We start from the raw sequence: 24,612 nt of genomic DNA on the forward strand, positions 1-24,612 counted from the left end.
CCAAATAACAGAGGGAGACAACATGAACGGTATCGAACTGACTGAGCGCTTGCGGGCGGGCCTTCCCGTCTACGCGCTCGGTATCCGCGCGTCGCGAACCACGGACGTGGTGCGTTGGGCGAAAGCGACTGGCTACGACACCATATGGATCGACATGGAACACAGCACGCTGCCCGTCGATACGGTTGCGCAGTTGTGCTCATGTGCGGTCGATCTTGGCTTGACTCCGTGGGTCCGGGTCCCTGAACGTGACTACGGAACAATCAATCGCGTGCTCGACGGCGGGGCGCTCGGCATCATCGTCGCGCGGGTGGAAACGGCGGCGCAGGCTAGAGACGTGGTCACGGCAACGCGTTTCCCACCGCTTGGCCAGCGCTCCCAACTCGCGACGCTGCCCTACGTGAACTTTGAAAAGCTGCACGCCCGCCAACTCAATCAAACGCTCAATGACGCCACCGCGATCAAGGTGCTGATCGAGAGCCGCGCGGGCGTGGAAGCGGCCGATGCGATTGCGGCCGTCGAGGGCATCGACATTCTGGCAGTCGGCTGCAACGACTTGAGCGCCGATCTGGGACACACCGGCGAGTCGACGCATCCCGAGGTGGTGCAAGCGTGCCGGAGTGTGATTGCCGCCGCCCGGCGTTGCGGCAAGGTCGCGATCGTCGGAGGGATGCCGGATAGCGATGCATTGACGAGCCTTAGGGAAGAAGGGGCTGCGCCCTTCATTTTTGCGGGTATAGACACGGACCTGTTCCTGAATGCGCTGCGGCAACGAATAGAGAGCAGCCGCGCGGCATTTCTCTAAGCTGCACAAGCCCTCCAAGTCCAAACAACCTGATCATTCACGACCTATTTTCATGGCTGAAATTCCGCTGATATCCACCCCGATGCGTGCGTTCGACACGCTGTCACGCCCCGCTTTCGAGATGCCCGTTCATGCTTGCGACGCGCACATGCACGCATTCGGCCCGGAGGTGCTGTATCCCCACGTGGAGCATCCGCATTACACCTTGCCGGACGGCAAGCTCCACGCTTACTTGCAGTTGATGCACGTGCTTCAACTCGAACGGTTCGTGATCGTGCAGCCGAGTTTCTACGGCACCGACAACCGCTGCTTGATCGACACCTTGAATGCTGCCGGACCGATTGCGCGAGGCGTGGTGATGCTCGATGAGCATACCGACGCAGCCACGCTTGATCGCTATCATCGGGCGGGCGTTCGTGCCGTGCGGCTTGACCTGTTCGCGCGCTCGGCGTTGCCCACCGAAGAGATTCAGCAGTACATCACACGCATGTCACAACTGTGCACGAGCCTCGGCTGGCATGTGCAGTTCTACGCGCCGGGCTGGGTCGTGCGCAACCTCATTCCATTCCTGGCGGATGTGCAATCGGACTTCGTGATCGATCACATGGGGTACATGCTCGAAGAGGACGGTCTCACGGAGGCGGATTTCGAGCGCTTGCTGAACCTGCTCAAGGAAGGGAACTGCTGGCTCAAGCTCAGCGCGCCGTATCGGATCGCCAGACATCGTGGGTACGACGCCGTTGCGCCAATGGCGCAGAAGATAATTGACGCGGCGCCGCACAAGGTGATCTGGGGTTCCGACTGGCCGCACATCCCCGATTCGACTCGCGACACCGGTGAACTGCTCAATCTGCTCGGCGCGTGGACGCAAGACCCCAAGGTTTGCCAGATGATTCTCTCCGACAACCCCGCACGGCTGTTCGATTACTGACCATGCATCATGGAGTCTTCAGGCGATGACTTATCAACCGCATCCCGCCTTTGCCGCGCTGTTCCGTGCGTTTACATCGGATCCGGCCAGCATTGGCAACCAGTTGACGCAACAGATGACGCGGCGCGAGGCGGACGCGCCGCTCCTGGTATCGACCGGCTCTGACATCGTGCTGTTTCCGGGCGGCGGACGGCCCGCATCTATCGAGAGCTTTCGCAAATCGACACGGGGCTTCATTGAACTGACCGCCGTGTCGCACCTGCCGCTTGCCATTGCCTACCTCGCACGGATGCGCGAACTTGGCACCCGTGACAACGCCTGGCAGCACGAGGCCGCGAAATTGATGGTTCATGCGCGCACTACGCGCGAGGCCAATTCACCGGCGCTATGGCGCGACGAGATCGCTGTCAAGAGTCTGGCAGGCTTCGATCTCAAGCTCGCGAACCTGGTCGACTATACGTGCGCCACCACAATCGATTTGCTTGAGCGCGTAGCAGACGAACCCGCGTTGATGAGCTTCGACTCGTTGCGTGACAATTATTTCGCACCGCTTGATTCCGAGGCGGTCCCGGTGCCCATGAACGACGTGATGTTCGCGACCTTCGGTCTCGCGTTCCTCGATATTGTGTATCGGATCGGCAACTGGCTGCGAGCACAGGAACTCGACTGGGCTCGCCTGATGGTGCTGGTCAGCGGCAGGTCGGGCCGTCCGACGGCCGGTGCGACTTGGGCGACCAACAACATGTGCCATCTTATCTGGCGTGTCTCCGGTGGGGCGTTGCCGCCGGAACGCGTGTTCGTTGCACCGTTTGCACCATCGTTCTCGGTGGCCGAGTTACCCGACGCCACGGGTCTGATTGCGCTCGAAAATACTTATAGGATGCTATGGCAGAACACGCGTGCAAGCATTGATGTGGCGCGTGAGTTGTTTCCGGATCATCCGGGGTATCGCTTTGAACCGACAGCTGCCGAGTCCATGCCGCCGATCACGTCGGTGAACGACCGGGATGCCATTACCGCGCGTCTCAGACGCATCATGGAAGACCCGTCGCAACTCTTGTCGAACTGCGTAGCCGACTATATTGTCGATCAGTTGCAGGCCAACGGAAACCATCCGGAGCGCGTGGAGATTCCAGGCTTCACGAACGTAACGTATCCCGGGCCATCGACGAGTTAGTCACGCAGCAGGAACCGCAGGTCACAAGACAATGGCATCGCAGGGCGGTGGTGCCGATTTTATAGAAAGCCCGCATACAACAATCTGCATGGGACCAGAGTAAGGCATGGGGCCGGAGTAAGCGCTAAAGCGCCAACTCCGGCCGACACGCCAAATCTGGTCGACCGCAACCATGTTGCATGGGACCAGAGTAAGGCATGGGGCCGGAGTAAGCGCTAAAGCGCCAACTCCGGCCGACATGCCAACTCTGGTCGACACAGGAGACGTTACACCATGAATCATCTTGAGGTTGCACCCTCCGCAGGCCGGGCCGTCCGCTCGGTCATCAGCATCACGCTCGTCTGCTTCGCGGTCTCCATGATCGATGGATTCGACACGCTGATGCTGTCATTCGTCGCGCCGCTGCTGGCGAAATCATTGCAGATCGATCACGCGTCGCTCGGGCGTGTGTTCGGCGCAGGGTTTGTTGGCACGGTGCTGGGCTCGCTGATCATTGGCCCGCTTGCCGATCGTTTCGGTCGCAGGAAAATGCTGGTACTCGCGTTGGTCGTGACCGGGGGCTTCACGCTGGCCTGCGCATTCGCCAGTTCGGCGGGTACGCTCGCTGCATTGCGCTTTCTCGGCGGCCTCGGCATGGGCGGCGCGATTCCACCTATCGCCGCGATCACGGCCGAAAGCGCTTCGTCGGAACGCCGCTCGTCCCTGGTCATCCTGATGTTCATCGGCTTCCCGCTTGGTGCGGTCGTAGGCGGCGCGATCACGGCCGCATTGATGATGAAATTCGGCTGGCCGCTCGTGTTCCTGATGGGCGGATCATGCGCGCTGGCTGCAATCATCCCGGTACTGCTGATCATTCCGGCAGCGACGCCGGCCGAGGCAACGATCAAACCAGCTCTCCAGGATAACAACGGTTTAGCGGGCAGCCTCCTGGCCCGGTTCGTGGGCAACCTGTTCGCCGAAGGACGTCTCGCCGCGACATTCGCACTCTGGTTCGGCGTGCTTGCCAGCATGATCCTGTCAGGCTTCCTGGTCAGCTTCATGCCAACCATCCTCAACCTGAACGGCGTGGCCCCCGACCGGGCTGCGCTGGGCGCGGTCGTGATCAACGTGGGTGCGATCGTCGGAGCGTTGCTGATCTCGCTGATCGTGAGGCGGGGAGCGCCGTTCGTCGCGGTGGCCGTTTCGTTTGTTGCCGGCGCCGTGATGGTCTTCACGCTCGGCCGGGTGATCGGCGCGGGCAACGCCGCGTTCGGCTTGCTGTTCGTGGTCGGCGCTTGCATTGTCGGCGGCCAACTGACCTTTCCGGCCATTGCGAGCTGCCTCTTTCCCACCGGCGTGCGCGCGGCGGGGGTGGGCTGGACGCTGGCCATCGGGCGCACCGGGTCGATCATCGGGCCCGTTGTCGGCGGCATTCTGCTGGGGCAGAACTGGTCCCTCGGTCATCTATTCCTGGCAGCCGCGCTGCTGGCATTGTTTGCGGCGCTTGGCATTACGCTGGCCAATTTATGGCGCCCGCGCGGCGACGGCACGCTGCGCCACAAGCCGTTTGCAAAGTTCATGATGACGGGGCGGGAGGTAAGCAATGGCAAACACTGAGACCTTTAAATCTATCCTGACGCCGGTGCAAAGACTGGTGACCAGTGGTGCGCGCGCAGTCGAAGTATTCAACATCGACGGACGTCTCTTCGCTGTCATTCCTCAGTTGGCGCGTGACATTCCCGGGCAGGCGCCTGGAATGAACGTGGGCGACAGCGACGTCGATGCGTTGATCTATACCTGGGAAGCGGGGCGGCTCGTCGAGCACGACGCACTTGCGGTACCCGGCGGAGAGGACGCGGAATACTTCGAGATTGGTGACCGGCGTTTTCTCGCGACCGTAGGCGTGCGCTCCGGCAGCGGCCCTTATACGCTGGACAGCGAGGCGATCCTGTACGAACGCAACGACGATCAATGGACACCGTTTCAGCGCTTCCCGACGTTCGCCGGCAAACAGTGGCACTTTTTCTCTATCGGCAGCCGGCATTTCCTGGCGCTGGCTCAGGGTGTCACGGTCGACGGTGTGACGCCAAATAATCCGCGCGAATCCTGCATTTTCGAATGGGATGGAAAACAATTCGGATTGCTACAGAAGCTAGATGGACACTGGGGATACAACTGGGCGTTTATCACGTTCGGAGGCCAGCACTACCTGGCCTACGCGGATCATGTCAGCGGCTCTTCAATTTATCGCTGGCGGGGCGAGGGTTTTGATGTAGTTCAACGCTTCGACGAACCGGGCGGACGCGCATTCAGTTTCTTTATCGAACAGGATACGTTGTGGATGGTGCACGCGAACCTGATGGGAGAGACGCGTTTGTTCCAGTTCAATGAGGCGCGGATTCAGTTCGATCCGGTCCAGTCATTGGGCGCGGCAGGCGGGCGCGAACTGTGCCTTGTCGACGGCGCACACGGCCGCTATCTCGTGCGTGTGTGTTTCATTACCGGCACCCCCCACGCGCCGCACACGCAGCAGCAATCACAAATATTCCTGTGGAGACAGGGCCGCTTTGAACTCGTCGATGAGATCCCCACTTCGGGCGGCACTGACGCCGCAGCCTTCATGGCGCAAGGCCAGCGCTATCTGCTCGTCAGCAACAGTCTGGCCGAGGACGTGCGCTTTCGTGCAGATAGTGTGCTTTATCGATTCGATGGCTAGGTCATTCCCGGCATACCCCGGATACCCTGCACCCGACGCGCAACGCTGTCGGGCAACCGTGTAGCCAGCCCCTTCTCGCGCTAAGCGAAATCAATGACCTTTGGTCAAGCGCTCCCGTATGGAGGGGCGGGACGTTGCTTTGCCTAAAAAAACAACGCCATAAGGCGGCGTAGCAGAAATGAGTCAGGGCGCATGCGCTTTGAATCGAAAATCAGGAGACGACCATGAAGAAGTATCCGCAAAATGCCGTTGGATGGACCCTTGCCGCGACCCTGCCGCTGATAGTGGCTAGTTGTGGCGGCAGTGACAGCAGTACCGTTGGTGATCCGAATCTGATTCAGACTGCTCAGGGTCAGGCAAAGGGCGTCACCGTCAACGGTGTGCGCGAGTATCTCGGTTTGCCGTATGCGGCGCCGCCTGTCGGCGCGCTCCGCTGGAAGGCGCCTGCAGCCGCGGCCGCCTACTCGGGCGTCTATGATGCGTCGCATGCTGGCTCGGAATGTTTGCAGGGCACGCCCGCCGCTATCGCGGGTAGCGAGGACTGCCTGTACATGAATGTCTATGTGCCGGGACCGACAACGGTAACGACCCCTTTGCCCGTGCTGTTCTGGATTCACGGCGGCGGGTTTATCAACGGATCCGGCATTGCCACCGACGGTTCGGCGTTGGCGGTCAAATCAAACGCAATTGTGGTGACGATCAACTACCGTCTCAATGCGCTGGGTTTTCTCGCGCATCCCGCGCTTGCAGCCGAGGACCCGAACGGGGCCGCGGGCAACTATGGAATCATGGACCAGGCTGCTGCGCTGGAATGGGTGCAGAAGAATATTGCTGCGTTCGGCGGGGACTCGAAGAACGTCACTATCTTCGGCGATTCGGCGGGCGGACATTCCGTCTATGTTCAACTTGCATCGCCCGGATCGGCGGGACTGTTTGCGAAAGCGGTCGCACAAAGCGGTGATTTCAGCCAGGTTCAAGCGACGCTGACCCAAGCCGAAACCAGCGGTGCAGCACTCGCGAGTGGCTGGGGCTGCGGCGCTACACCAAGCGCGGATTGCCTGCGTCAGCTTCCCGCTTCAGCCACATTGCAAGGCAATCCCAATGCCTGGTACGCGATCGTGGACGGCAAGGTGCTGCCCACATCGACGTCTCAGGCATTTGCCGCGGGGACATTCAATCGCGTACCGTTGATATCCGGTTTTACACAGAACGAAGGCACGTTTTTCGTAGCGGCCGCGTTCGATGCCCAGGGCAATCCGGTCCAGGCGGCAAACTATACGAACACCATCACGGGATACCTTGGTGTCCCAGGTGCCAGCACGGCCGCGCTTTATCCGCTTGGTCAGTATTCGTCGCCGAGTCAGGCGCTGGCAGCGGCACTTGGCGATTACCGGTTCGTTTGCACGGCCCTTCAGGATAGCGACAATCTAGCCAAGTATTCACCAGCGGTGTACATGTACCGCTTTTCCGACTTGGCGCCGTATAACGTGGGTGGCCTGACTTCCATTCTTCCTCCGACCACGCTGAACTACGGCGCTTTTCATTCGTCCGATCTTGACTACTGGTGGCAATTGATTCCGACTCCCACCGCCAATCAGGCAACACTGTCGGATGCGATGACGGCGGCGCTGTCGGCGTTCGCCCACTCGGGCAATCCGAATACCGGAGGTACTGTTGCAAACTGGCCGGCTTATACCGCTGCGACGCGTCAGATTCTAGATTTTGGTTATCCTGTTTCGAACACCTATGACGCGTATACCGCCCACAATTGCAGCTATTGGTTTGGGCAACCGCCATCGCAACACTTGTGAAGCGATCGTGACACGCTCCGAGTTATCACCTGCATTTAAATTTGAGGTGATAACTCCGCTAACACCGAGAGGCGCGCGGCGAGCGAAACCAACCTGACCGTCCCGATTTGGATTGGCTCCCAATCATCTGACGAAACAGACGTAACGTCGCCTCGTGACATCCCGCGACATAATTGCTGAATAGAGATTGCGCGGTCATTCATTCATACTCGACTTCGTTGCAGGAACGCCAGAACGCGTAGATCCAACGCAGATTCACCCAGGCGTTTTCCGCAGACATAGAGCGCCGATGATCAGCTATCCATACGTGTTTGTCTCATCGGACGATGTGTTTGAATAATCGAGACACGATGGTGTCGATGACAGGATGAACATGCTGAATATTCTTAAGATGTTAGCCGGACGAAGCGCGTTTCGTGCACTGTCCGCCTTGGCCTTTTGTGCCGTTCTGCTGACCGGCTGCGCTGGCGGCGTCACCAACGTGAGTGCATTTCCAGCGGCGGCTCAGGTGAGGCCGGAGACCATTTATGTCTATGCGTTTGAAAGCACGCCCGACCAGGTGAAACTCGACGGTGGTTTGCTTCAAAAGGTGAAGACGCAATTCGACGGGGCGTCGACCACGAAGAAGCAAGCCGACGATGCGCTCGAAGTGCGCGAGCAGGTGGCCGATGAAATCGTCAAGCAACTACAGTCGATGGGCCTGCATGCAGTGCGTGCAGATTCGCCTGCGCCCACGGACCGGAACGTCCTGATCGTACAGGGCAGCTTCGAGACGATCGACGCTGGGAATCGCCGCCGTCGAATGCTGGTCGGTCTGGGCGCGGGGAAAAGCCAGGTCGGCACGTCGGTGCAGGTCGTGTATCAACCGGCGGGCGAAATGCCGAGGCTTGTGCAGAGTTTCGATGCCAAGGCGGACAGCGGCAAGGCGCCTGGCGTGGTGGAAACAGCAGGTATTGGTGCTGCTGCCGGACATGTTGGGACATCGGCTGCGGCAGGCGTGGGTCTGCATGCTATGTCCGAGACCAAACATGCCGGGGTGTCGGCAGATGCGAAGCGCCTGGCCGATTCCGTCGCGAAGCAGGTTGCGCAGATCGGCGTGGGCGAGGGCTGGATGACGCCTGACCGAATCAAGGGTTAATGATCTGGGATCAAACCCTGCGGGTTCAGAACGGTACTTCAGCCACGTGCCAAAGCACGCCGGAAGGATCGAAGATGAACCCGACTTTCATGCCCCAGCTTTGCAGCGCCGGCTCGCGAGGGGCATTGACAGAAAACTGTTGGACAAGCTCGCCGGGGTTCGTTTTCTGCCACCACGAATCCACATCCCGGACGAGAAGTTGAATCATGCAGTTCTCGGCAAATTCCTTCACGTAGAAATTCTGGAGAATGAAGCTGAAACTGCCCAGCTTTAATATCGCAATGCTTTCGTCCTCGTGGGTCAGCGTAAATCCTAACGCCTGGTAGAAACGCTTCGAAGCGTCGAAGTCTTTCGCAGGTACGAAAGGTCGAATAGCGAGGATCTGATCCATGATGATTCGTCCCTCCCCAAGATGATGTTGCTGCCGTTGTTGGCGAAACCGTGTGGAAATTTTATCAAGTTGCGGGGTGCCGGGGAACACGAACCAACCTGTGGCATCCAGCACGATTGCAGCGCTCATGCAGCGGTCGCGGTCAACTGCCGCAGTTGCTCCAGCAGCATGAGGGCAGGTCGCGGCAGAATGCCCTGGCGGCGTCGGAAGGCCGTTAGCGTGCGACGCGCGACGAGCCCTGGAATGGGCAGGGTATCGAACACGCCGGCCGCGCTTTCGGTGTCGTACATCGGTGCGGCCATCCAGCTCAAAAATCCCGCACGCGTGACAAGACTCTTCAGAACGGTGATTGAGCGCGTCTCGACCGCAATCTCCGGCATAGGGAGTGCATGTTCGGCGAACACCCGTTGCATGTGCTCGAACGGGCCTGTGCCGCGCGGCGGGACGCACCACTGCTGATCAAGCGTATCGGCCAGGCATAGCGCCGTTTTGGCACGCAGCGGATGATCGAGCGCAGCAACCACGTAGCTCGTATCCTCCCAGCAACAATCGGATATGGCTGTAATCTCGTCCGTATCGGGCACTGCCATGCTGAGCGCGAGGTCGATCTCCTGCTTGAGCAAGCTGTCGGCGAGCCGGTCCCACACGCCCTCAATGATCTGCACGCGCAAGTTCGGCCAACGAGCGAGCACGCCGCTGACCGCCAAGGGCAGCACGAGGGTTGCAATGCTCGCCACTGCCCCTACCCGGATCGTGCCTTTCGCGAGGCCGCGGATCGCGTCGATCTCCTCGCGTGCATTGTCGGCTTCATGCAGCAGCAGGGTTGCGTGCGGCAACAGGGCCTCGCCGATCGCGGTCAGTTGCATTCCTTTTGAATGGCGTTCGAACAGAGGGGCGCCGAGTTCTTCCTCCAGTCGCTTGATCGTCCGGCTCAGAGCCGGCTGCGTCACATGGAGGACCTCTGCCGCGCGACCGAGGCTGCTGCTTTCGACAATTGTCGTGAACGCATGAAGTTGCTGAAGACTAAAGGTCATGATTGCTCGGGAGCGGGTGGCGAAAAGGAAAGCAAATCAATGCGATGTCGCTTAACAATAAAGCTCAAACGGAAATGTGTGCCGGTGAGCGAGGTCTACCGGTGACACGGAGCGCGATGCAATAGCCGGCATTCCGCCCGATCTCTCATTGTTAGCGAAAATCGACTGAAAACGCATCGATTTGACATTGTGCTAGATGTTCGTCGGAAAATCGAAAGGTACGTATCGTGATCTCTTGGGAAGATCGACGGTGCCAATTGAGCAGACATACGCTAAAGGTCGTGCGGATCTGTGGATATTGCGGCGACGACGATTGTCACGTTCATGACAACGTGAGGTGACCAGGCGCGGCAGCGTTGCGGTCGAATACGGTTCATCGACGCCGGCCGTATACCTGTGTGCGTTTGATCTGCAAGCACCGAGGAACTGTTTTGCCTACCCGTGACTAAGCGCTTGATCACCGCAACGAGCGTGACTTATCGCCGCGACCATATATCGTGCATGCCTTTCTCGCTATGGATTGGAAATATTGACGATGATACGTTTCGAACCGTCACAGCAGCCTTGTTCGGACCGGCGCGCAAAAGTCGCGAAAGTCGCAAAAGTCGCGAAAGCCTCGGAAGCGGCGGTGTAAGCCGGCAAAAACCAACGCGAGCACCGAGACATGAGCCGGCCCATCCGCTTCTATCACCGCCAGCTGTCTGCGCTCACTATGCCAATTGCAATCAGAGTCGATACCGAAGCTACGATGCAGATCCGCAGCTTCGCGCGAAGCATGGGCCAAATCGTGCTGCAGAGAAACGCCGCGACCGGGTGGATCCTCGTCCTTGCTTTGTTGTGCTTCAACCCCCGTCTTGCATGCGCCTTGCTCATAGGGACGCTGACGGGCAATGTGCTCGCGCACATCTTCGATGACCATGGTTCGCCGGCAACGCGCAATGACTTGCATGGCTTCAATGGCGGGCTCGCGGCACTTGCTGCGTTTACTTTCATCCATGACGACTCGCGTGCGACGGCTGTCGCAATCCTCGCAGCGGTGTTGGCCACCGGTTTGTCGGGCAGGCTCACGCGGGCGCTCAGCCGTTGGAATCTCGCGGCCTATTCGAGTCCCGCGGTGCTTGTGACATGGGCTTGGCTACCAATATTTGCCGACCAATCCTTCACAACTGCTGCAGCGAGAGGTAATGCCGCGGCAAGCGCGGATAGCGGTGTTGGTTTGCTTTTTAGCGTGGCTCCCGCATACCTTCGGCCCTGCCTCGAAGGGATTGTCGCGGGCCTGGCACCAATCACTTTTGCTGCGGGGCCTGCCGCGGGGGCTTTGATTCTCGTCGGCCTCCTGGTGGCCAAGCCATCGCGCGCTGCATGGGCCCTTGGTGGTAGCGCGCTCGGACTTGCTCTATGTACAGCTTTCGGCGCATCCGCTAGCGTGCTGCAGAGCGGTGCATGCGGCTTTAATCCGGCACTAGCGGCGCTTGCGACTTGCCGGTTCGGTGTCAAAGCGGCGCTTTCAGCCATTGTTTTGACCTTGCTAATCGAGCTTGCTGCGTCCGCAGCCGGCATACCGGCGTTGACCGCGCCTTTCGTATTGGCTTCGTGGTTTGTGCAGTTGCTCGAGCAGCGCTTCAATGCGCGCGCCAACCACGGCGACGCTCATGTCGCTCACCCACAAAACTGATCGCCGCATCAGAGCTGCTTTTTGGGCAACGAATTCCGAACGTCGCGCGGACGCGACGTTGCCGGGGCCGGGGCCGGCTAGAAATACTCTAAATGGATGTTGCCAGGGTATATCCATTGTCGCGCGTGGGCGACGACAACATCCATAAAGGCCGTCGGCCCGCAACAGTAGGCGTGGGTATTCGATGGAACCGCTTCGACGGCATAGCCGACCGCACGTTCGGTTGCCTCAGGCGTGAGCCCATAGTGATAGTGGACGTTTCCGCTGTGTTCCATGTTGCTCAAGCGATCCTGAAACGCAGCAAACTCCGTCGATCGCGCGAAATAATGCAAATCAAAAGGGCGCTGATTGAATGCCAGCTCTTGAGCCATCGCGAGCAACGGCGTGATTCCAATACCGGCCGCGAACAGGAGCGCCTTCTGCGAAGAGTCGGACAATTGAAAATTGTTGCGAGGCTGCCCTATGAAAAGTTTGTCTCCTTCAAGAACGTCTCGATGAATACTGGCTGACCCTCCGCGAGATCGGCTATCTTCCTTGATGCCCAATACGTAGGCATCCCTGTCTGTTGGACCGTTGCAAAGCGAATACTGACGAACGACGCTTTGAGCATATTTGGGCTGAGGGATGTGCACGTCAATGTAAGCGCCTGCCGTGAATGCGGGGAGCTTGGCTCGAGTCTCAGCGACTAATTCCAGGCCGACAACGTCTGGTGCTACAGCCCATTTCCTCCGAACAACCACACAAAGCGTATCCATTTCGTCATCCTAATCGGTAAATACTAAAATAACCGTTAACGATCGCGGTGTCCGTCAAAATGTAGCGGTTTGTGATGATCAGGGATACGTACTCGCGACGAATTGCAGGTATACCGAAATGCCGTCTTGACCTTGGCGGAGGTGCCCGACTAGGATATTGTTCGGCGAACCTGTCCTTCAACCGGTCTACTGGGCGGCGAGCTTTGCGCTTTGTCGCCTCATACCCTCGAAGATCTTGTCTGACACGTCCTTCGGAAACGCGGCCGGCAACAGCGCCTCAACCTCCGCGACGATACCCTCGGTCATGCCGATCAAGGTAGTGATCATTTCCTCGACGTCAGCTGGGGCAAGCGTCACTTGTTGTCCCTGCGCAATCCAGTGGCGACGCCGGATATCATTGATCAGGTAGTGCGTGTTCTTACCGCGCACCGCCATTGCTAATCTCACCCGACGCGCAGAAAACAGGTTTTTCCCGTTTCCAATGATCGGGTGCGCCGAGAGAACATCATAGATCGGAGTGGCCTCGTAGCGGTTGGACTTCAGGTGTGCGATGCTGAAATTCTTTGCATGCCCATCAGTGGCCGCGAGCAACCAGAAGACGATCTGCGTCATAAAGAAATTGCGCTGATCGATAGTGGACCGTTCTGAACCGGCGAGCACGTCCATGACTTCCTGGATTCCCGGTCCACCATCTGACTCATATTTGGCCGAAGCGGGCGTCCCGGTTGCCTGGCACATATCCTCCTGAGGAAGCCGGAGGATCCACGAACCGTTGCTCGCGTACCTGCGATCGAATCGCTCAACGACGAGTACTTTCTGTTCCTCGAAAGTTGCAATAGTGCAGCCTGCGATGGGCAAACCATACGCTGCGACGATTTGCGAGCACAGCCATTCGTTCTCTACCGACGTGCGCATGTCGGCGCGCATGTTTCCGACCAGCCCGAGAGGTAGCTTCATGATATGCGTGGTCGGAGTGCTGCCTTCAGGGATGACCCACTGGTCGTCGTGCCACAGAAGCGCGGTCTTCTCCTGCGCGCCGGCGATGGACAGACGTAGGTCGTCGAAGGGCTCATGCTGGCCCAACACAGGCGGGGCCGTTATTTCCCGCAATAGCTGCGCGATTTCGGCCTCGTCGAGGGGACGGCCGTTGATCTGCTCGAGATCTACCGGAATTTCGTCCGGCGGCAGCATCTGGATGGCGCCTACGCAGTCTCGCCCCAGCTTGGTCAGCAACTCGAAAGGCGACGTGCCGCCGGTTTTGTAGCGGCCCGCGATACGTTCGCGGATAGTCTTGCTGTCTGGCAACAGGTTATCGAAATAGTCCGAGACTACTTTACCCCGATAGGGCTGGTTGCCGGCCGTAAAAGGCAGCGAGAGCGAAAGGGGACGTCCCTGTTCGTCGGCTAGCCATTCTTCGAAGTAGGTGAGCTTCTCTCCATCCCGGGTGGTCTCCCAAGTACCGACTGGCAACCCATTCATCCAGAGGTTCAGACTTTTTGCATGTGCGCGGCGGCCCATTGTTACCAGTCCTCCCGCTTCTTGACGGCAGCACCCATTGGCGCCACTCGCTTCCGTGTGACCGGCTTCGGCGCTCCTTGCGCGCTCCCGCTTGCCGGTTTGACGACGGCGGCCTTCCGAGTGACCGCCGTCTTCGATGCCGCGGTAGTCGCGCGCTTTTTTGTCGGGCTCTGCTTCGCCGGGACCGGCGACTCCACGGTTCGCACGGTTCGCACGGTTCGTATACGTCCGGGTATGCGGACCTTGAGATTGGCCGAGCTCGACGTCTGGGTCAGGACGATATCGACCTTGAGCACCTTCAAAACGTGGAATAGCCGATCCATGCTCGCGGATTCGGGCTTTGCCTCGAGTTGGGCGTAGGTCTGCTGGGTGACCCCCAAATGGCTCGCGATCTGGGCTTGCGTGAGCCCGGCGGCCTTGCGGAAACCGACAAGGAGCGGTCGCAGTTGAAGGGTGGTTTTGACGGGATAGTCCACGGGTGAGCTCCGGTGAGCTGGACAGGATGTAGGTTGTAAATGACAAAAACAGTATATATGCTGTATTAAGCAAATACAATTAAATCACTGTAAATGACGAATACAGTAAATAACCTGTTATCCCGGCTTGCTCGAAGTCTGGGTCTACCCCATAGCATCGCGCTGCTTGCGTCGCCCATGTCGGTTCGCTGCCCCGTTGGCTTTGGGGCGCCATGGGAATGATGTTTCAAAGTCATGCGCAAAAGTAATGCCTTTATCTTAAAAAGGCAATATTCATGATGTGCGCTGGCTTGGATAATCATGTAACCGATAAAGCGCTCACTCGCTGGGTTTTCAGGAGGCAATTGCATGACAGGCAGCACCCCGCAGCAGGCTATTTCAGGTCGCGATCAACCCGCGCGCATCACGGTCCGCGACGCTGTGATCGATTTCATGCGACGCGTGGGTATGACGTCGGTATTCGCAAATCCGGGGTCAACCGAGTTGCCGATGTTCCGCGATTTCCCCGCCGATTTCCGCTACATTCTCGGGCTTCAGGAAGCCGTCGTGGTCGGAATGGCCGACGGTTATGCGCAGGCAACGGGTAACGCCTCGCTGGTGAACCTGCACTCGGCAGCGGGTGTCGGCAACGCGATGGGCAACATTTTCACCGCATTTCGTAACCGCACGCCGATTGTCGTGACCGCTGGACAACAAGCCCGTTCGATCCTTCCATTCGACCCGTTCCTCGCGTCGACGCACGCCACCGAGTTGCCCAAGCCTTACGTGAAATGGAGCATTGAACCAGCGCGCGCGGCAGATGTACCGCTGGCAATTGCGCGCGCCTATCACATAGCCATGCAGGAGCCGCGCGGGCCCGTGTTCGTCTCCATTCCTGCTGACGATTGGGATCAGCCGGCGGACTATGTGCCGGTGAGCGACGTCAGCACGGTGACGCGGCCCGATCCGGTCATGCTGGCGCGCATGGGTGACGCGCTCGATCTATGCGCGCGGCCTGCGTTTGTCGTTGGTGGCGGCGTGGACCGCGCGGGCGCTGTCGACGAAGTGGTGCGCTTGGCAGAACGTCATCAGGCACGCGTTTTCGTCGCGCCCATGTCGGGACGCTGCAGCTTTCCGGAGGATCACCGGCTGTTCGCCGGTTTCCTTCCCGCCATGCGCGAGAAGATCGTCGAGATACTGGGCGGCCATGATCTCATCTTTGTGCTCGGTGCTCCCGCTTTCACTTACCACGTGGAAGGTAGCGGTCCGCACGTTCCCCCGGGCGCGCGGTTATTCCAGCTTATCGATGACCCCGCCGTGGCCGCCTGGACCCCAACCGGCACGGCAACGGTCGGGAACATCGGGCTGGGCGTCGCGGACTTGCTGGCGCGCTCCGCGCCCACGACGCGTCCACTGCCGGCCGCTCGCCACGCGCCTCCGCGCGCCGAGGCTTCATCGCTGATGTCGGTGGCGTTCGTGCTGCAAACGCTTGCCGAAATACGCAACCCGGCTGACGTGGTGGTTGAAGAAGCGCCGAGCGCCCGGCCGGTCATGCAGGAATACTTGCCGTTCACCCGTAGCGGTACGTTCCTGACCATGGAGAGCGGCGGCCTTGGATACGGCATGCCCGCAGCAGTGGGCGTCGCGCTCGCCAAGCCGGGCACCCGGGTAATCGCGCTAATTGGCGATGGTTCCAGCATGTACTCGATTCAGGCTATATGGAGCGCTGTACAGCTCAATCTGCCTATTACATTCGCCATCCTTAACAACTCCCGATATGCGGCATTGCAGGACTTCGCGCCGGTGTTTGGTTTCGGACCGGCCGATCCCGTGCAGGGAACCGACCTTCCGGGTCTGGATTTCGTGACGCTTGCTGCCGGCATGGGTTGTCGTGGCGTTGCGGTCAGGGAGGCCGCCCGCTTGAAAGACGTACTGAACGAAGCTTTCCACACCGCCGGGCCGATGCTGGTAGAAACCATCGTGGCTTAGCGCGTGGCGCATTGAGCATCGCTCACATAAAAATCATCAGGAGACAGACGATGAAAACCATTGCCATGTTGATCAACGGCGAGGCAGTACAAGCGGCCAGCGGCGCGACCTTCGAGCGCAGGAATCCATTGGACGGCGAGGTCGCCACGCGTGCACCGGCCGCATCGGTGGCTGACGCGATCGCCGCAGTGGATGCCGCAGCCAGCGCGTTTCCCGCGTGGTCTGCTACGGGGCCGGGCGAGCGACGCTCACTGTTGATGCGTGCCGCGCAAGTCCTCGAAGACAAGCACGCCACCTTTGTATCCGCCATGGCGGCGGAGACCGGGGCGTCGGCGATCTGGGCCGGTTTCAACGTGCATCTGGCGGCCTCCGGACTCATGGAGGCAGCGGCGCTCACCACGCAGATCGCTGGCGAAGTGATTCCATCCGATGTACCCGGCAGCCTGGCAATGGGCATACGGCAACCGGCGGGTGTCGTGCTCGGGATCGCGCCGTGGAACGCGCCGGTGATCCTTGCGGTTCGTGCTATCGCACTGCCGCTCGCGTGCGGCAACACGGTCGTCCTGAAAGGCTCTGAGATATGTCCGGCAACGCACGGCCTGATCATTGACGCCTTGCAGGAGGCAGGGTTACCCCCAGGCGTAGTGAACTTCGTGACGAATGCACCAGCGGATGCGGGCCCGATTGTCGAAGCGATGATTGCTCATCCCAAGGTGCGGCGCGTCAACTTCACGGGTTCGACCCGGGTCGGCAAGGTCATTGCTGCAAGCTGTGCGAAGTACCTCAAGCCAGCGGTCCTGGAGCTTGGCGGCAAGGCGCCGCTGCTCGTTCTGGACGATGCAGATCTTGACGCCGCAGTCGATGCAGCAGTGTTCGGTGCGTTCGCCAACTCGGGGCAAATTTGCATGTCGACGGAGCGCATCGTGGTGGATCGCAAGGTAGCCGACGCGTTCGTCACGCGGTTCGCCGCCCGGGCGGTCGAACTGCCGCTGGGCGATCCGCGCAACGGACCGGTCGTGCTCGGCTCGGTTGTCGACATGAGTACCGTCGCGCGATGCAATGCGTTGATCGACGATGCACTCGCGAAAGGCGCAACGCTCGCGTGCGGCGGCAAGGCCGACAGCACGCTGATGCCGGCCACGTTGTTGGACAACGTCAGCGCGGACATGCGTATTTACCACGACGAATCGTTTGGACCGGTCAAAGGAATCGTGCGCGTGGACGGCGACGAAGAGGCCATTGCCTGCGCCAACGACAACGAATTTGGTTTGTCTTCAGCGGTGTTCAGCCGGGACATCGCGCGCGCAATGAATGTTGCCAGGCGCATTGAATCGGGCATCTGCCACATCAACGGCCCGACGGTACACGACGAGGCGCAGATGCCTTTTGGTGGTGTCAAGGGCAGCGGATTCGGTCACTTTGGCGGCAGGGCAGGCATCGCGGAATTTACGGATTTGCGCTGGATCACCGTGCAGACTACGCCTCGTCATTATCCGTTCTGATGGAGAGACGCCTAGCGCGCCGGTGCGTCGACCGGAACAGTCAAGAGTATTAAGCTTTCCTCACAAAAACTCTTGCACAGAAAGCGGTTGCGGATGCCGTGAAAGCAGCAGGTCGAGAAGGTCATGCAGAAAGGTCATGACTTTTACGCCAATTGGCAATATTAAAAGGGCGAAGCTCGCTCACATAATTCGCTCAAGAAAATAAAGATGTGTGGGTAGTACCCGCGCAAAACAGGAGACAGTCCCATGCCCAGCTACGTACCTCCCGCTGTGTTCACCGGGTCCGCGCAGACGGAACATGATCAGACGATGGAACTGCAGGACACGAGCAAGACCGTGGACATTGGAAGCGTGCTCGATGACGGCCCATTCAGCACATTCCAGAAGCTCATTGTCCTGCTGGCAGCGCTGTCGATCATTGTCGATGGTTTTGACAGCCAGTTGATCGGCTTCGCCATTCCCGTGCTGATCAAGGAGTGGGATATAGCCCGCAATGCATTTGCCCCGGTAGTTGCGGCGGGACTGATCGGCATGGGAATAGGCAGCGCCTGCGCCGGTTTGTTCGCGGATCGTTTCGGCCGGCGCTGGGCGGTGATCGGCAGTGTGCTGGTATTCGGCGCGGCGACCTGCGCGATCAGCCTTGCCCCGAACCTTGCGGTGATTGCTGGACTGCGGTTCATCGCCGGGCTGGGAATAGGCGGGGCGTTGCCGACCTCCACCACGTTGACGGCGGAATATACGCCCGCGCGCTTGCGCACCGTGGCGGTCACTGTCACGATTCTTTGCGTGCCTCTGGGTGGCATGGTGGCCGGACTGTTCGCCAGCGTGATCCTGCCGGCTTATGGCTGGCGCGCGTTATTTCTCACGGGCGGCGTGCTGCCGCTGGTGTTGGCGGTGTTACTGCTGTTCGCGCTGCCTGAGTCTCCACGCTTCCTTTCACGTCGTCCGCACCGTTGGGGCGAATTGGTGGCGCTGCTGGGCCGCATGTCGCGCCCTGTCGCGAAAGATGCAAGCTTCACCGACATTCGGGAGCGCGATTCCGAGAAGCACGTAGGCTTTACCGCGCTTTTCAAGGACGGCCGCGCGTTGGACACCGTGGCAATCTGGTGCGCGTTCTTCATGTGCTTGCTGGCTGTCTACGCTGCGTTTAGCTGGTTGCCGACCATGCTGACCAACGAAGGGTTGTCGGTGCAGTTTGCCGGCTACGGGCTGACGGCCTACAACCTGGGTGGTGCGATCGGGGCGTTGGCATGTGCGGTCACCATCGCACGATTCGGTTCGCGCTGGCCGTTGATCATTTGTTGCTCAGGAGCGGCTGCCAGCGCATGGCTACTGCTGACAGTCGATGTTTCCCGGCATGTGAGCGTGCTGATGTTCGGGCTTTTCACACACGGCCTGTTCGTCAATGCAGTGCAGTCCACCATGTATGCGCTTTGCGCCTATGTCTACCCGACGGGAGTGCGTGCGACCGGAACGGCGTCGGCGCTGGCATTCGGGCGGATAGGCGCAATTGTCAGCGCGTTCGCCGGTGCTGCGGTCATTACGGCAGGCGGTGCATCGTCGTACCTGCTGATGCTGGGCGCGGCAATGACAGTTGTGATGATCGCGCTTGCGCTTGTGCGTCGACATATACCGAGCGCGATCCGATAGAACGCGGGACGTACTTGCATCGGATCTTCTAATGCGGGGCTGAGCGATCCTCATCCCCACACGCTTCTGGCTTAACCAGGTCACTCAAGCGGGATTCGAATTCAATTAAATATTAGTAATTTAGCATACCTATCAAATAATAAGAGTGAGTTTAAAAGCGGATCGATTGAAACCAGGAGGGTCGAGCGCGCAACACGCTTGACTGCTGTCGGAACAAGAAATTTTCAACCTGCATTTCAAAGTGCAGGTCAGGGGACTCGGAGACCATGAAATACAAAATCGCATTATTGGGAGCGTTGCTCGGCATCAGCGCGGCGCCGTCGTTTGCGCAAAGCAATGTGACGCTTTACGGGATTATCGACACAGGCGTCGAGTATGTAACGCATGCCGATGCATCGGGCAACAGCGTGGTACGGATGCCGGGCGTGACAGGTGAACTGCCATCGCGGTGGGGCATACGCGGCACCGAGGATCTCGGCGGCGGCTGGTCGACCATCTTCACGTTGGAAAGCGGTTTCAATACCAAAGCCGGGACGCTGAACCAGGGTGGCCGCCTTTTCGGGCGGCAAGCATACGTTGGTTTGAAGGGACCGTATGGCAGCCTGACGTTCGGCCGTCAGTACACCATGACGTACTGGGCCATCCTCGACTCTGATCTGCTTGGCCCGGACATCTACGGCGGCACGGGTTCCTTCGATCAGTATCTGCCCAGCGCCCGCAGCGACAACACGGTTGCGTATAAGGGAACCTTCGGCGGCTTGACGGCGGGCGCAACCTATTCCTTCGGCCGTGATTCGGCCGGCACCGGGAACTCACCGGGGCAGGGCACGTGCGTTGGTCCGGTCCCGGGCAGTCCTCAAACCTGCCGCGAGTGGTCGGCCATGCTTCGTTATGACTGGAGTGGTTTCGGCGCTGCGGCAGCCTACGACGAACAACGCGGTGGCCCGGGCGCATCGGCGAACCTGTTCGACGGCACGCCTACGTTTGCGTTGACCAACCCAGGCGACAAAGATATCCGCATGCAGTTGAACGGCTACGGCGCGATCGGGAAATTGAAGATCGGGGGCGGCTGGCTTGGGCGAAGGGTGGAGACCGTTTCGGCTGCCTCGCCCGACGTGAGGTCGGATCAGTTTTACCTGACGGCCGCGTATCCGGTTACGCCCGCGTTCCTGGTGGATGGCGGTATCTACCGGATCGTCAACCGGCAGGACGACACGCGGGGCACGATCGAAGTGCTGCGCACGACCTATTTCTTGTCGAAGAGCACGGCTGTGTATTTGCAGGGAGCGTATCTGGCGAACAGCGCGAAAGCGGCCTACACGGTGAGTCAGGGTGGCGGTGGTACGACGCCTGCAGCGGGCGCTGGGCAACTCGGTGTCATGGCCGGATTGCGGCACAGTTTCTAGCGGTCGGAGACTTGCTCGCTACCCGGTCAACGTCTGAGCGGGTAAGCGTGCCTGACGACAAAGACAGCACGTCATGGGTCCGGTTTAGTCTCCGGCCCTCTTTACATGAGCGCTAATCGCGATGCTCCGACGCAACCCGCGCTATCCATGAGAACGCTTTATTTTCCCGAATATCCGCCATTCCGCATTAATTTTCCATTTTTTTAACGTGCACCATAAGGTCGCCAGGCGAGCTGGGGCACGCGGCGAACCCAATGATCGATGACAATAGTTGCAAGAAGGCCAGTCATTCCCGCGTTAACCGGCGTTCGCTTCCTTGCAGCGTTGAGTGTTGCGCTGTATCACCTTTCGCCTGATGTCGCGGCGTCGTTAGGGATGTCGCCGTTTTATTTCTATGAAAATTCGGGCGATCCCGTTGAATTGTTCTTCATTCTTTCCGGATTTATCCTCACCTACACGCATCCGGAAATGAACAGGGCAGAGGCGCCTGCCGTACGACAGTTCTATTTTTCCCGGTTCGCGAAAATCTACCCGATCTATTTATTGGGCTGGATTGTGTTTGCACCGCTGGTCTATTCAAACCTTGCTGCCTTGCACGGACACTCGGCCGGTCTTTATGCGCGGCTTGCGTTTTACGGAGTGATTTCGCTAGTGCTGTTGCAAGCCTGGACGCCCGCCACCGCGAACGCCTGGAATACGCCCGGATGGTCGCTCTCCGCGGAAGCGGTCTTCTATGCGTCGTTTCCCTTCCTGTTTGCCTTCCTGAAAAATCGCAGCGTTGGCGTGCTGTTGAGTTTGATCGGGGCGTGCTGGTTATTTTCCGTTATCCCGACGTTGACGCTTTCGTTGCTGCCATCATCATTGGGACAGGCGTATTGGCTGCGAGAACTGGTCAACTTTGTGCCGGTGCTTCGGATAGGCGAGTTTACCGCCGGGATATGCATGGCGCGTCTTTATCTGAGCGAGGGTATGGCCAAGTCTTTGATCTTCGACCTGGCCGCTTTCGCGGCTTTGACTGCAGCAGTTGTGGTCATCGTGCTGGCAAATCACGTGCTGGCCAAGGCGTTGCTGTTCCCCGCCTTTATCGTGCTTCTCTATTGCCTGGCACGCGCTAGAGGGGCGCTTAGCGGCTGGCTTGGAAGCAAGCCTATGGTGTTGCTTGGCGAGGCGAGTTTCGCGTTCTACATCCTGCATGTGCCGCTTTTCAGATATGCAAAGATGCTGTTCCCGAGCGTCGCCACCGCTCCCGCGCCATTCTTGGGGTTTTTGCTGGTGCTAACGGCCGTGTCGATCTTCAGTTTCCTGTCGATTGAAAAGCCGTTGTGCGCGTACCTTCGCAAAGCCTATAAGACCTCGCGCTCACCGCGTGCGATCCGGCAGCCCGAACACGCGCACTAGGTCCCGGTCGCCTTGGCCTGTCGCTAGCATTGCGCGCGGCTGAGTTTGGATTAAGGCAGGGTCACGGGAACCGGTCGCGTCAACAGATCGATATACAGACTGAAGAACCGGTTGTTATCGAACTGAGTGACATAGGTGATTTTCTTCGGCGAAGCACCGGCGGCCGGTTGATCCGGATAGACCATCACATGACCCTGATCTTCGCCGCTGGTCGTGTCGATATCCAGGTACGCGCTCTTTGTCTGCGTCGCGTAGGTCGGATCGAGAAAATAGGCGATGGTCAGCGTGTCGTAGATGTCCGTGTTGGTGCTGAAGGCATTGGCATTGGTCGTCGCATAAATCTTGGTGACGGCGGTCTGCTTGCTCGGATTGTTGGCGATCTGGTCGTAGACGCTTTCCGTCAGCGGCACGGTGTTAGTGACATCCAGCGGAATCACGGTTTGAGGAATCGTGGTTTGCAGCACCGTACGCACGGCTAGCGGATCAAACCACCAGTTCAGCTCGCCCACGGCATTTGCATTGCCCGGCACGGCCATCGCGCCGCCCATATAAACAATCTGCTTGATAAGCGGCGCGATTTCCGGCGCTTTTTGCAGCGCGAGCGCGAGATTCGTCGGCGGCCCGACTTCCAGAATAGTGACCTGATTCGGATAACGCTTGATCGTGTCGATCATGAAATCGGACGCGTTTTCCGCTTGCAGTTTCGTGCTTGTGGCAAAGCCGTCCGGCGGGGCGATGAGTTGCGAAGCCTGCGTGGGTTCAGGGCGGCTCCATGCGCCGAAATAACCGTTAGGGTTGGCGGCTTGCTGGGCGCGGATACTCGCGACATCATATTGCAGCGGGTAATCCGCGCCGGCGTAGACGCCTACGGTGTTCTGCACGCCCATCCGTTCCACCGCTTTCAGCGCGTCCGATTGTTCCTGCAATAGCCAGTCATTGCCGGTTACTACGGTCAGGCCGAGTAAATTGACTTTCCCTTGCGCCATTAATTGCGTGGTCATTGCAAAAAGCTGGCCATCATCGCCCATCGTATTAAAGTCCGAATCCATGATGACCTTTGGCGCATTCGCCAAAGGCCCGGAGTTCGAATTTCCGTTTCCACCGCAAGCCGTCAAAAACACGGAAGCCACCAGGACAAACGCGGATCTTGAGTTCATTGCTTTTCCCATTCGAGTTTGGTTGGATGATGAAAAACAACTGCCACAGGAAACCATGCAGCAGCTTGACGATGACGTGACCGGCCCCTGCAACGGGGCAGCACGGTTTCGACGCTTTAATCTAAATCGAGTAACTAAATCGAGAACCCGGGACGCTCGAGGCGCCCCGGAACAGCGAGGGCTAGGGCGCGCTGTCGACTTCCTGGCGAGTCGGGATGGAGGGTTGTGCGCCGGCGCGTGTAACGGAAATGGCGGCGGCTCTCTGCGCAAGGCTGATCGCAGCTTCTATGGGTTGGCGCGCGGCCAACTGTGCGGCGAAGACGCCGATGAAGGTATCGCCGGCAGCAGTCGTGTCCACCGCGTCCACCTTGGGTGCGGGGAAGTGCGTGCCTTCTCCTGCTTCGGGCAGCAGATAGGCGCCTTGCGATCCAAGCGTCACGATCACGTTACGCGCTCCTGCTCGCTGAAGTTCTTTCGCCGCCCGGCGCGCACCGCTTTGAGATTCGACCGGCAACCCGGCAAGGATTGCGGCCTCGACTTCGTTCGGAACCAGATAGTCGACCAACGGCAGCCACTCGGGCGGCAGCGGACCGGTAGCCGGCGCTGGATTCAATACGGTCAGCTTGCCGAATCTCCGAGCGGTGACAAGCGTGGCATAGACCGAATCCCAAGGGGTCTCGAGTTGACACACCACCACGTCGGCGGCTTTGATCACCGCCTCATGGCGCTTGACCATCTCGGGGGTAACCTGGCCGTTGCTGCCGGCTACCACCACGATCGTGTTCTGGCCGTCGTCCGCTACGGTGACGATCGCCACGCCGGTCGGCACTGACGGATCGGTTTCGACCGCGCTGCAATCAATCCCTTCCACTTCCAGATCTGCCAGCCGCAATGAGCCGTTGGCGTCGCCGCCCACGCATCCGGCCATGGCCACCCGGCCCCCGATACGTGCAGCGGCAACCGCCTGGTTGGCGCCCTTGCCGCCGGAGACCTGCGAGAACTCATGGCCGCTGATCGTTTCGCCCGGACGGGGCAGGTGCGGCGAGCGTGCGACCAGATCGGTATTGATACTCCCCATGATGAGGACGGAGCCTTGCTTCGTTTCTTTGGACATTTCAATTTCTC

20 protein-coding genes are annotated in these 24,612 nt (G+C 59.4%); 13 read left to right on the forward strand and 7 right to left on the reverse strand.

Annotated features, from left to right (window positions below; all coding sequences use genetic code 11):
- The first annotated feature begins 22 nt into the window (after positions 1-22).
- From BSU04_RS31530 to BSU04_RS31560, 7 genes are all read left to right on the forward strand, one after another.
- Positions 23-805: an HpcH/HpaI aldolase family protein gene (locus BSU04_RS31530; protein WP_089164203.1), complete on the forward strand. Its 783-nt coding sequence runs from the start codon at positions 23-25 to the stop codon at positions 803-805.
- A gap of 52 nt (positions 806-857) precedes the next feature.
- Positions 858-1,736, forward strand: a complete 879-nt coding sequence (locus tag BSU04_RS31535; protein ID WP_218827372.1) for an amidohydrolase family protein — start codon at positions 858-860, stop codon at positions 1,734-1,736.
- Between the two features lie 25 nt (positions 1,737-1,761).
- Complete coding sequence (locus BSU04_RS31540) at positions 1,762-2,913, forward strand: DUF5624 domain-containing protein (RefSeq protein WP_089164204.1); 1,152 nt, start codon at positions 1,762-1,764, stop codon at positions 2,911-2,913.
- 273 nt (positions 2,914-3,186) lie between these two features.
- A complete protein-coding gene (locus BSU04_RS31545) occupies positions 3,187-4,509 on the forward strand; it encodes an MFS transporter (RefSeq protein WP_089164205.1) in 1,323 nt (440 codons plus the stop codon).
- Positions 4,496-5,608 (forward strand): hypothetical protein, encoded by a 1,113-nt coding sequence (locus BSU04_RS31550; protein ID WP_089164206.1) that lies wholly within the window; start codon positions 4,496-4,498, stop codon positions 5,606-5,608. Before BSU04_RS31545 ends, BSU04_RS31550 begins: the two co-directional genes overlap by 14 nt.
- Positions 5,609-5,832: 224 nt before the next feature.
- Entirely contained in the window at positions 5,833-7,419 is a 1,587-nt protein-coding gene (locus tag BSU04_RS31555) for a carboxylesterase/lipase family protein (protein ID WP_089164207.1), read from the forward strand.
- Positions 7,420-7,792: 373 nt separating this feature from the next.
- Positions 7,793-8,557: a DUF4410 domain-containing protein gene (locus BSU04_RS31560; RefSeq protein ID WP_089164257.1), complete on the forward strand. Its 765-nt coding sequence runs from the start codon at positions 7,793-7,795 to the stop codon at positions 8,555-8,557.
- Positions 8,558-8,582: 25 nt separating this feature from the next.
- On the opposite strand, the gene BSU04_RS31565 is transcribed toward BSU04_RS31560, so the two are convergent.
- Both BSU04_RS31565 and BSU04_RS31570 read right to left on the reverse strand, forming a co-directional pair.
- A complete protein-coding gene (locus BSU04_RS31565) occupies positions 8,583-9,077 on the reverse strand; it encodes a VOC family protein (RefSeq protein WP_256983513.1) in 495 nt (164 codons plus the stop codon).
- A complete protein-coding gene (locus tag BSU04_RS31570; RefSeq protein WP_089164208.1) occupies positions 9,074-9,982 on the reverse strand; it encodes a LysR family transcriptional regulator in 909 nt (302 codons plus the stop codon). Before BSU04_RS31570 ends, BSU04_RS31565 begins: the two co-directional genes overlap by 4 nt.
- Positions 9,983-10,646: 664 nt before the next feature.
- Between BSU04_RS31570 and BSU04_RS31575 the strand changes: the two genes are divergently transcribed.
- Positions 10,647-11,657, forward strand: a complete 1,011-nt coding sequence (locus tag BSU04_RS31575; RefSeq protein WP_256983514.1) for an urea transporter — start codon at positions 10,647-10,649, stop codon at positions 11,655-11,657.
- Positions 11,658-11,734: 77 nt separating this feature from the next.
- Here BSU04_RS31575 and BSU04_RS31580 read toward each other — a convergent pair whose 3' ends face one another.
- From BSU04_RS31580 to BSU04_RS31590, 3 genes are all read right to left on the reverse strand, one after another.
- Complete coding sequence (locus tag BSU04_RS31580; protein WP_089164209.1) at positions 11,735-12,412, reverse strand: ferredoxin reductase; 678 nt, start codon at positions 12,410-12,412, stop codon at positions 11,735-11,737.
- A gap of 186 nt (positions 12,413-12,598) precedes the next feature.
- The gene (locus tag BSU04_RS31585) at positions 12,599-13,930 is read right to left on the reverse strand and encodes a type II toxin-antitoxin system HipA family toxin (protein ID WP_089164210.1); all 1,332 of its coding nucleotides are present in this window, start codon (positions 13,928-13,930) and stop codon (positions 12,599-12,601) included.
- A 2-nt stretch (positions 13,931-13,932) separates the two neighbouring features.
- The gene (locus BSU04_RS31590) at positions 13,933-14,406 is read right to left on the reverse strand and encodes a helix-turn-helix transcriptional regulator (RefSeq protein WP_089164211.1); all 474 of its coding nucleotides are present in this window, start codon (positions 14,404-14,406) and stop codon (positions 13,933-13,935) included.
- Positions 14,407-14,754: 348 nt separating this feature from the next.
- Here BSU04_RS31590 and mdlC point away from each other — a divergent pair, with 348 nt between their 5' ends.
- From mdlC to BSU04_RS31615, 5 genes are all read left to right on the forward strand, one after another.
- Positions 14,755-16,374 (forward strand): benzoylformate decarboxylase, encoded by a 1,620-nt coding sequence (gene mdlC, locus BSU04_RS31595; protein WP_089164212.1) that lies wholly within the window; start codon positions 14,755-14,757, stop codon positions 16,372-16,374.
- A gap of 50 nt (positions 16,375-16,424) precedes the next feature.
- Complete coding sequence (locus BSU04_RS31600; protein ID WP_089164213.1) at positions 16,425-17,876, forward strand: aldehyde dehydrogenase; 1,452 nt, start codon at positions 16,425-16,427, stop codon at positions 17,874-17,876.
- Positions 17,877-18,185: 309 nt separating this feature from the next.
- Complete coding sequence (locus tag BSU04_RS31605; RefSeq protein ID WP_089164260.1) at positions 18,186-19,526, forward strand: MFS transporter; 1,341 nt, start codon at positions 18,186-18,188, stop codon at positions 19,524-19,526.
- Positions 19,527-19,792: 266 nt separating this feature from the next.
- Entirely contained in the window at positions 19,793-20,932 is a 1,140-nt protein-coding gene (locus tag BSU04_RS31610; RefSeq protein ID WP_089164214.1) for a porin, read from the forward strand.
- Positions 20,933-21,193: 261 nt separating this feature from the next.
- Complete coding sequence (locus BSU04_RS31615; RefSeq protein WP_089164215.1) at positions 21,194-22,330, forward strand: acyltransferase family protein; 1,137 nt, start codon at positions 21,194-21,196, stop codon at positions 22,328-22,330.
- A gap of 50 nt (positions 22,331-22,380) precedes the next feature.
- Here the strand turns inward: BSU04_RS31615 and BSU04_RS31620 are convergent, their stop codons facing one another.
- Both BSU04_RS31620 and rbsK read right to left on the reverse strand, forming a co-directional pair.
- Positions 22,381-23,487 (reverse strand): nucleoside hydrolase, encoded by a 1,107-nt coding sequence (locus BSU04_RS31620; RefSeq protein WP_089164216.1) that lies wholly within the window; start codon positions 23,485-23,487, stop codon positions 22,381-22,383.
- Between the two features lie 181 nt (positions 23,488-23,668).
- Positions 23,669-24,601 carry a ribokinase gene (gene rbsK, locus BSU04_RS31625; RefSeq protein ID WP_089164217.1) on the reverse strand — a complete coding sequence of 311 codons (933 nt, stop codon included), beginning with the start codon at positions 24,599-24,601 and terminating at the stop codon, positions 23,669-23,671.
- Between the last annotated feature and the right edge of the window lie 11 nt (positions 24,602-24,612).

This window comes from Caballeronia sordidicola (assembly GCF_002220365.1).
In the GTDB taxonomy this organism is placed as follows: Bacteria; Pseudomonadota; Gammaproteobacteria; order Burkholderiales; family Burkholderiaceae; genus Caballeronia; species Caballeronia sordidicola_C.